This is a genomic window from Methanofastidiosum sp. (genome assembly GCA_013178285.1).
Classification (GTDB): Archaea; Methanobacteriota_B; Thermococci; order Methanofastidiosales; family Methanofastidiosaceae; genus Methanofastidiosum.
The window spans coordinates 22,595-28,648 of sequence record JABLXD010000029.1 but is presented as its reverse complement, the minus strand read 5'-3'; the positions used below and the strand labels follow the sequence as shown (position 1 = coordinate 28,648).

At 34.4% G+C, this 6,054-nt stretch carries 8 protein-coding genes; 2 read left to right on the top strand and 6 right to left on the bottom strand.

The annotated features are described in order from the left end of the window. From HPY60_08940 to HPY60_08915, 6 genes are all read right to left on the bottom strand, one after another. A partial coding sequence (locus tag HPY60_08940; protein ID NPV51304.1) for an L-threonylcarbamoyladenylate synthase occupies positions 1-370 on the bottom strand: 370 nt, incomplete at its 3' end. Continuing rightward, positions 361-1,332, bottom strand: a complete 972-nt coding sequence (locus tag HPY60_08935; protein NPV51303.1) for a bifunctional N(6)-L-threonylcarbamoyladenine synthase/serine/threonine protein kinase — start codon at positions 1,330-1,332, stop codon at positions 361-363. The genes HPY60_08940 and HPY60_08935, both read right to left, overlap by 10 nt. A gap of 49 nt (positions 1,333-1,381) precedes the next feature. Beyond that, on the bottom strand, positions 1,382-1,876 hold the full coding sequence (locus tag HPY60_08930; protein ID NPV51302.1) for a metal-dependent transcriptional regulator: 495 nt from the start codon (positions 1,874-1,876) through the stop codon (positions 1,382-1,384). Positions 1,877-1,953: 77 nt separating this feature from the next. Continuing rightward, positions 1,954-2,427 carry a hypothetical protein gene (locus tag HPY60_08925; GenBank protein NPV51301.1) on the bottom strand — a complete coding sequence of 158 codons (474 nt, stop codon included), beginning with the start codon at positions 2,425-2,427 and terminating at the stop codon, positions 1,954-1,956. Between the two features lie 5 nt (positions 2,428-2,432). Beyond that, positions 2,433-3,182 carry an NAD(+)/NADH kinase gene (locus HPY60_08920; protein NPV51300.1) on the bottom strand — a complete coding sequence of 250 codons (750 nt, stop codon included), beginning with the start codon at positions 3,180-3,182 and terminating at the stop codon, positions 2,433-2,435. 2 nt (positions 3,183-3,184) lie between these two features. Further along, positions 3,185-3,826 carry a helix-turn-helix transcriptional regulator gene (locus HPY60_08915; GenBank protein NPV51299.1) on the bottom strand — a complete coding sequence of 214 codons (642 nt, stop codon included), beginning with the start codon at positions 3,824-3,826 and terminating at the stop codon, positions 3,185-3,187. Between the two features lie 92 nt (positions 3,827-3,918). Between HPY60_08915 and HPY60_08910 the strand changes: the two genes are divergently transcribed. Together HPY60_08910 and HPY60_08905 are read left to right on the top strand one after the other, a co-directional pair. Continuing rightward, positions 3,919-4,947: a hypothetical protein gene (locus tag HPY60_08910; protein NPV51298.1), complete on the top strand. Its 1,029-nt coding sequence runs from the start codon at positions 3,919-3,921 to the stop codon at positions 4,945-4,947. A 67-nt stretch (positions 4,948-5,014) separates the two neighbouring features. After that, positions 5,015-6,034, top strand: coding sequence for a hypothetical protein (locus HPY60_08905; GenBank protein ID NPV51297.1), 1,020 nt, complete (start codon positions 5,015-5,017; stop codon positions 6,032-6,034). Positions 6,035-6,054: the final 20 nt, after the last annotated feature.

Sequence of the window (6,054 nt, the reverse complement as noted above, 5' to 3'; positions counted from 1 at the left end):
GTTTATCGGATAATTCAGACAATTTTCTAGATATTTCATTTGAAGGTATCCTAAAGGCAAGTTTTTCTTTATTAACAATGTCTGGAACAGCTTTCCCTTTTTTCCTAAGAGCAACAGATATTCCTGGGAATGATTTGTATAATTTAATTGCCCTCTCTTCCAAAAAAACGTATTTTTCTATCATGTCGATTGAAGAAGCTATCAAGGGGAGTGGTTTATCTTTTTCCCTTCCCTTAATCCTAAATATTTTTTCAATTGCCTTGGCGTTTGTAGCATCGCATCCTAGCCCATAACATGTATCAGTTGGATATACAACTACGCCACCTTTTAGTATTATTTCTACCGCTTGTTTGATTTCATCTATACCCAATTGACTTCCACCTCATCTGTTCTCCATTTTTGCTTTATTATTGTGTCTTCTATCTCCATGCTCTTGCCATTAATGTGCTCTAACAATCCTTGATAGGCAATCATTGCTCCATTGTCCCTGCATAAAGGAGGTGGTGGCACGAAAAGTTTAGCATCTCGTTCTTCGCACATAGTGTTACACATTTCTTTTAATCTTTTTGAAGATGCAACTCCGCCAGTCAAAAGCAATTCATTTTTTTCAGTGTGAGACATAGCCCTTTCTGATGCTTCAACTACTAAAGAATATGCAGTTTCCATAAGCGAAAAGGTAACATCTTCTTGGCTATTTGTTTTTAGTTTTCTAATTGATTCTGTCAAAAGCCCAGAAAATGAGAAATCCATACCTTTGATTGTGTAAGGTAATTGTAGGTAGTTTTTTCCTTTGCTAGAAAGTTCATCAATTTGTTTTCCGCAGGGGAAACCTATCCCTAATTCTCTACCAAATGTATCCTGCATATTACCTATTCCAACATCTAAGGTTTCCCCAAATACCCTATATTTTCCTTCTGCATAGGCTAGTATTTGGGTATTACCTCCAGAAACATAAAGTGTTACTGGATCTTTTGCCCCAGTAACAAATCTACCTATTTCAACGTGGGCTACACAGTGATTTACCCCAATTACGGGAACATTCAAATTAATAGAAAGAGATCTTGCGGCACTTGCTACAATTCTAAGACAAGGACCAAGACCGGGCCCCATTGAAAAAGAGATTAGATCTATATCACTCTTTTTAATGCCTGCTTCTGATAAAGACTTTTCCATGACACTTCCAATCACGCTGGCATGGTGATCAGCAGCTTCTCTTGGATGAATACCTCCGTCTGAACAATAAGAATCAGTTGAATTTGAAAGAACCGATTCTTCAGAAACTATTCCGACGCCAAGAGTATGGGCTGTGCCCTCTATCCCAAGAGATATCATGAATCTGGTATTATTTTTCCTCTTAAATAGTTTATTTCTGAAAGAAGAATTATTTCATATTTTGCAATGCCAAATCATAATAATATTCATCATTAGAGATCTTAATAGGTTTCAGTTTGCCACTCGAAGAGAAGTCTTTGAATTTCTTTTCCCATATCTCAAAGAATCCTTCATGAGATAAAAACGCCATGAATTTAATAAGCTGTTCGTTTGTAACTTTGCTTAGATTATGCTCCATGTCGCACGCATCTTTTTCTGCTTCCTCTTCTGGAACTAGTATCATCTTGAAAAAATCAAGAAGAACCTTGTGTTTTTTCATCGTTATTGTTGCTATTTTTGTTCCCTTTTCTGTTAAAACTGTTGGTCCGTAGTGTTCTCTTTTAATTAATCCTTTTTCTTCAAGTTTTTTTAGCATTTCAACGGTCGTTGCAGGTCTTACACCTAATGCTTTGGCAACATCCTTCGTTCTTGCGAAACCTTTATTCTCTGTAATATTTAAAATTGCCTTCAGATAATCTTCTTCAGTCTCAGTAGTGTTGACCATACTAACAATATTCAGTGTTCCTAAATATAAATTTAATGGTTATAGCTATTAAAATATTTCAATAAGAAACTAGCATATCAATAATTTTTAGTTTTAGGTCGTCTTTTTATTATACTTCCACAGTCTTGACAGATTGCTTTTTCTTTTGGATATATTCTTCTGCAACCTATACAATAATATTCCCAATTAATTATCTTTTTAATCCCCGCTTCTCTAATTGACTTTGATTTGACTTTCATAATAGATGAAACATTTTGTATGCCATAATCTTCTGAGATTATGGTAGAATTAAGGTCAATGGCAAGTGCAATTAATTTTATATCTGTCAATGAGAGATTATCCCCAGATATTTGCGACTTTTTGGAAACTTCTTCAACAGTTTCTACATTTGGTTCCTTTATCTTAATCTTCCCAGAATTAAGAAAATACGACAATCTTTCTTTGGATTGTTCGTCTTCAAGTTCTTTAATTACGTCATAAACAGTGAAATATTCATCGTCTTCTGGTAAAAATCCGGCTATAAATGCAGATGAGTCAAGAACGAATTTCAATAGATTCACTTCTTTACGAATTTAGCTTTAAGGGAACTCTTTTTGATTTCTATCTTGTCCCCCGGTTTCATTGTACCTTCGGGGAACCCATCTGTAACAATAGTGCATGGCCTATCCAAAGCTGTTACGATTACTTTTTCGTGATCAGGGTATACAATAGGGCTTGCTTTCCTATAAAGAGGGCAAATTGGAGTAATCCCAAATTCTTCAGAATTTGATCTTATTATTGGGCCACCTGCAGAATAAGAATAAGCGGTAGAGCCAGTTGGAGTTGTAATGATAACACCGTCTCCAGATACTATATATTTATAGCCAGAAATTTCAACTTTGACCTGGGATACTCTTGTCGCAACTTCAGTTCTTATTACGATATCATTTAGAGCCTCTACAGTTCTATTATTTATCTTGCATGATATCATAGAACGTTCTTCAATAGAGTGGTTTTCAATTATATTTGGAATACTGTTAATTTCTTCTGGAGTTATCTCGTTTAAGTACCCAATAGTTCCCACATTTACTCCGAGAATGGGGGTATCTCTGTATCTTCTCACAGATTTTAATATGGTACCATCCCCCCCGACAGATATCAACAACTCCACGTCACCGACTTTCTTTGAATAGTTGTTGTGAGGAAAGTGTTTGATTAAAGTTTCATCAAAAAGGACTTCATGTTTTTCTTTTAGGATATCTGATATTTTTCTAGCAGTTTCTAATGCTTTTTCCCTATCCGTCCTAGAGATAATACCTACTCTCAAAATCATCTACCTTTTATTTTTAATAATACAAGTAGTAATAATAATGAAGCCAATCCTCCAATAGTTACGTAAACTAGAGGGTTGAGAGGATTTTCTTTTGGAATTGGTTCAGAAAATGGTGCGCGAGCATCTTCCGAGTAATTCATCTGCCTTATTTCATCACTGCCCCCTAGACCTTCGGACAACATTTTTGGTTGGTCAGATTGAAACATTTGAAAAATGCCTGGTGCACTGAAACCTATTCCCAAAATAACAACTAAGAACATCACTAACAAAGCTGTTGGTGCAGGTATATATGATGTTTTAAGACTGGTGGAAAGACTCCTTACAGTTTCTTCCTTTTGAGAGGGAACAATTAATATGGCTGTTTTTTTAGGCCCATAATACTTTATATCCTTAAATTTTCTAGAAAGTTTTGTATCTACTACATCGATTATACCAATTTCCATCAATCTTTCTATGTGAAACATAACTGTAGGCATCGGGAGATCTAACTTCTTTGCTAAATCCCCTGCTGATTGTGGTTCAATAAAAAAAGCATCTATTATTCTTCTTCCATTATCATTTGCAAGTTCCATGGCAACAATCTTTGCCTTTTCATCATCTGTTGATATAACATGTAGTACATCGTCCAAAGTTGCCATAAATACTATATTTTATTACATCTTTAAAAGGATATCTTAAAATTAAAGGGAAAAGATTTTTATATTGGCCTAAATCCTTTAAACTCCGGAGAGTGGAAATTACGCATAATAAATCAATAATATTAATGCTTTGTTTAATATTAGGATCTTTAATAATTAGTATACCAAATGCTCATGCTGAAGGATTTGTTTATTCCTTTGACTTTTCACCAAAATCACCTGATATGGTGCCTTTTGGGAAGATAGAAATGGTGTCTAGTATTGACATATCAGAGCAACTCACAACGATAAATAATCAGATATATTTGTCAGATGCGCCCCAAACTATTGTATTCAACACATCTATCCCAAAGTCAATTATTACTAACGTTCAGGTAATGTATCAAGATGCCAACTCCAGTTGGAATGATGTTGGAATCACTTTCGACCCTGATGTAGCAAATGCTAGATTTTCACTCGACACTGAAGGAAAGAAGGGAGCGGATGGTTACCGATTCACTCTAAATTATACGGTTAATACTTCTTCTATTTACACACTTAAACCCAACACCCTTCTATCATTTGAATACTTTTTAATAAATAAACTTGGGGAATCAGACTCTGCAAGTATAAATCTAACATTGCCTAAAGGATTTAAGCCACTTAATAATACCGGTTGGAGAGTTCAAGATGAAAGATTCATATATTCTGCACAAATCTCAAAGGCTTCCGGTAGTTTTTATACTATCTTCAACACGGACAACGACTACTCTGATTCTTTGGAATCCTTAAAACAGGAAATAGCCAATCTAAGGCAGGATAACGCTAAGTTATCAGAGACCATTCTAGAACTCCAGAGAAGTGTGGAGAGCTACAAGGTTGAAAATCAGAATCTTACAACAGAAATTGAAAATCTTAATGACAGACTTCTAAACGCTGAAGAAGAAAGAAAAACATCTGAGAGGATCTCTAACAATTTCTGGCAGTTCTCTTGGGGACTCACAATTTTGCTCCCTATATTACTCCTATTCTTTGCCGAACTTAGGACAAAGTCTGTGATAACATCGACACAGTTATTGATAAGCTCCATTGTGGGGACATTCGTAATTTTCTTGATATTGTATATACTATTCATAACTTAGTATGAAAAGGAGATATAAGAAAATAATTTAAAGAGAGTATATATTATCAAATCTACTGGCGATATGTATGTTTAGAACAATTAAGATTTATGTTTTATTGTTAGTTTTGGGATTATTTATTTTTAATCAAACAAACGTTAAAGCTGAGAGTTTCCTTTATTCTTTTAGCGTTACATCAGAAACTATAGATATTGGGCCTTCTGCTCAGATGAACATTTTGACAGATGTTAACATAGATAAAGATTACACTTATCTAACCCACCAAATAATAATTTCAGACGTTCAAGGTAATCTAATATTTGAGAATAGTATTCCTAAAGATATCATATCAAACCTAGAAGTAAGTTATAAAGATTCTAATTCATCATGGAACAAAATAGTTGTTACCCTTGATGAAAGCTCTACAAATACTAAGTTTACAATCGATACTGAAGGAAAGAGAGGGCTCTCAGATTATCAATTTAATATCATATACATTATTAACACTCAAACTATATTTAATCTAGCCCCAAATATTCTAAACTCATTTGACTACATAATTAATTCAGAATTGGGCCCTGAAGACCTTGCTACAATCAAAATAACGCTGCCAAGTGGCTACAAACCATTTGACTCTACAGGGTGGAGACTTCAAGGAGGTAGATTCTTCTACTCAACAGTTATCTCCGGATTAGAAAAGAATTTCTATTCTGTTTTCTATCAAGAGGAAGATTATGGCGGCTCAATTGATGCCCTAAAAAATGAAATATCAAAATTAACTCAAGAGAACGCCAAATTAACAGAGAACATTATTGAGATGCAAAGATCTGTTGAAAGCTACAGAGTCAAGAACGAAGAATTAACGGTAGATATCAAGGATTTGAAAGATGAACTAATTAAGTCAAAAGAGGAACAGCAACAGGCAAATATGAATACTGCAAGTTTCAGATACCTCTCATGGGGATTGACTCTTTCACTCCCTGGCATGCAATTTTTCTTAAATGAATTGAGAGAAAAGAATAAGATATCTCCAACACAGCTGCACCTAGGTTCTGTAATAGGAACTTTCATAGTCTTTATGTTACTTTATGTATCTTTATTTCTTTAAATTTTATATTAAAAAATTAA

Coding starts and splice junctions, on each gene's coding strand:
- HPY60_08935 (NPV51303.1), bottom strand. CDS start 1,332: ATGATATCTCTTGGGATAGAGGGCACAGCCCATACTCTTGGCGTCGGA.
- HPY60_08930 (NPV51302.1), bottom strand. CDS start 1,876: ATGGTCAACACTACTGAGACTGAAGAAGATTATCTGAAGGCAATTTTA.
- HPY60_08915 (NPV51299.1), bottom strand. CDS start 3,826: ATGGCAACTTTGGACGATGTACTACATGTTATATCAACAGATGATGAA.
- HPY60_08905 (NPV51297.1), top strand. CDS start 5,015: ATGTTTAGAACAATTAAGATTTATGTTTTATTGTTAGTTTTGGGATTA.